Origin of the sequence: Acidovorax sp. SUPP3334, from assembly GCF_030159055.1 — a bacterium.
Lineage (GTDB): Bacteria > Pseudomonadota > Gammaproteobacteria > Burkholderiales > Burkholderiaceae_C > Paracidovorax.
The window spans coordinates 1-2,250 of record NZ_BQXQ01000094.1 but is presented as its reverse complement, the minus strand read 5'-3'; the positions used below and the strand labels follow the sequence as shown (position 1 = coordinate 2,250).

The 2,250-nt window shown below is 55.5% G+C and carries 3 protein-coding genes and 1 pseudogene; 3 read left to right on the top strand and 1 reads right to left on the bottom strand.

What is annotated here, in order from left to right:
• The first annotated feature begins 598 nt into the window (after positions 1-598).
• The 3 genes from AVHM3334_RS23560 to AVHM3334_RS23550 are packed head-to-tail and all read left to right on the top strand — an operon-like array spanning position 599 to position 2,095.
• Positions 599-856, top strand: a complete 258-nt coding sequence (locus AVHM3334_RS23560; RefSeq protein ID WP_284415859.1) for a hypothetical protein — start codon at positions 599-601, stop codon at positions 854-856.
• An 8-nt stretch (positions 857-864) separates the two neighbouring features.
• Entirely contained in the window at positions 865-1,785 is a 921-nt protein-coding gene (locus AVHM3334_RS23555; RefSeq protein ID WP_284415858.1) for a CgnE/CgnB domain-containing protein, read from the top strand.
• Positions 1,772-2,095: a hypothetical protein gene (locus AVHM3334_RS23550; RefSeq protein ID WP_284415857.1), complete on the top strand. Its 324-nt coding sequence runs from the start codon at positions 1,772-1,774 to the stop codon at positions 2,093-2,095. Before AVHM3334_RS23555 ends, AVHM3334_RS23550 begins: the two co-directional genes overlap by 14 nt.
• A gap of 18 nt (positions 2,096-2,113) precedes the next feature.
• Here AVHM3334_RS23550 and AVHM3334_RS23545 read toward each other — a convergent pair.
• Positions 2,114-2,250, bottom strand: a pseudogene (locus AVHM3334_RS23545) (IS630 family transposase); the annotation flags it as partial.

The window sequence follows — 2,250 nt, the reverse complement described above, 5'->3', positions numbered from 1 at the left end:
CCCAGCGCCGCCGTGAACAAGGTCTCTACACCAACGCTCATCTTCTTGCCTCCGCTTCAGCCCAGCACTATCGCATTACCCCGCATGTTCCCTGAGGTCAAGTTCCACTCGAAACGGCATAGAGCCCGCCCAGTTCGTTGTCTTGTAGCGCTGCTTGGGTTCACTCATCGGCATAGGCTAACCGTTCGACTGGCCGTGTTTGTGCAACAAAGCCATCAATAATGACTAACAAATCTTGCTTGCAAATTGTGCGTAAGAGAATTACGCATGACATACTCAATGCGCATAGCCGTGCATGACGTAATGGCGGACTACGCAACAGACCAATCACTTTACGAAGGCAAACATGAACACTTTTAGCGTACTCTCCCAAGAATCCACAGTTATCCTCGAAGTTCCGACAATCACGTTGCTGGGCAGCCTTGACGATACTCAGGGCACGACAAATTTAGGCCTCTCTGTTACCAGCAGCAAACCGGTCTTTGCGATCCTTTATAACCCGATTTAAGTTTCGGGCGCCTGGATCGTGATTAGGCTGGTGCCTGTTTACAGCGGGCACCAGCCTCTATAATTTCAAAAAATTAATAGGAGGTCCGAAATGTCTAGGCGCATCTGGATTTCAGAAGGCCACGCAACCGATGGCGAAATGTATGGGCGCGCTTTGCAGCTGCCCGAGATAAACCCATCCCGCCTCCCGTCATCACCGCAACGTATCGGAACGGACGTCCAGCGCAAACTTGCTGCGGTCGTCAAAGTCGACATGGGGGAAATAGGCTCCTGCCCTTGTCTCGATGTAGGCCTGAAAATTATCGAGGACAAATCCGTTCAAGAAGGTGATGCATGCGTGATGGGCTAATCAGAAACATGAATTCGATCTTCGCAGGCGAAGAGGCGATTATCGTGACTGATGATTGGCGCTTGGCACAGTGGCTGGCATCACGCGACGTCCCCGTCACGACGTTCGACGAGATCGGCGTCGGCGACGTTGACGTGCCGAGGCGAGCGATCGCTGTGCCACTTGACTGGGATCGTGTCCCGTCAAGCAAGCTACTGCGCAACAAATGGTCGGAGACGAGCGTCCTGTGGTTGCCGCTCGCGTCCTTTTCATCTGACCTAGATACAGCGAAATATTCGGTTGAGAGATTCTCAGAACTCGACGTTTCCCAGTCGGTGGCCATGAACCGCCGGGTTATCACGCGGCTTCTGATGGCGCGCGAGGAAATCACGATGACAGGGCCGGACACCGCGTTGAAAGTCCGGCTGCCGGATATGCTCACAATGGTCGGGCGCACCCGTGTGGCGCTGCTCCCAGACGAGCACGCGACGTTGGGCAACTACTTCGAAGTGGGGATGTCGCCCAGCGACATGGCAGGCCAAGTCGACGCGTCGATGTCCGTATCCGGCGTTGTCCGGGTCGATACGGTTCTTGTCGCGAAGCACCGTGCAATGAGGCTTGAAAGTGCTTCTGCCTTCCAGGCGGCAGCGGAACTCGCGGAAAAACTACGCAAGGCCTGCCCGTTTCAAGTAGTCGTTGAAGACAACAGAGTCGTCGATGGCTTTGGCGAATGGGCCGAGGCCATTCACACGTTAAGCGGACCGCAATACCGCTATGCCTTAACCGAAGTGGCAATCGGTACCGGGGTGTTGCCGCTGGGCGGAGTGGAGTGGAGCCTCAACAGCGTGCTCAACGAAGGTGCCACCGGCATCCACATAGGCGTTGGAAACGGCTTGAACGGCGCTCATTTCGACTTCATTTCTACGGAGGCGCGACTTGACATCGTATGACGCGTATCTGGCCAGTCAAACGTCCAAGGCAACGATTCGGTTAGCCAGTTCTATCCATTTGCGGGAGGAAGCGCAAGGAGGCGCGCTCGTCGTGGATGATCAGACGCTGACCGCAGCCCATATCAACAAGTCGGCTTATATCCTTTTCCAAGCGCTAAGCCGGCCCCGTACAGTAGAGGGCTTGGTCAGCATATTAGCTGAAGCGGCCAAGTGTCCTGTTAGCGAAGCGTTCGCACCCGTCGCCACGCTAGTCGAGGAAGCCACGCGCTTGGGCTGGATCGAGACACACGAAGCGGACATTGGGTCGTGAGCATGATCATCGTGCGTGCTAGTGTCCCGTCCCGCTGATAAGTGAGCAAAGTCGATGCAGCTTTTCGAGTATCGAATCTGCGGTGGCGGTCCACCTGAAGGGTTGGCAGTTGGCGTTGTAGGCGGTGACGAAGTGGTCGATGCGTTGGACGAGTT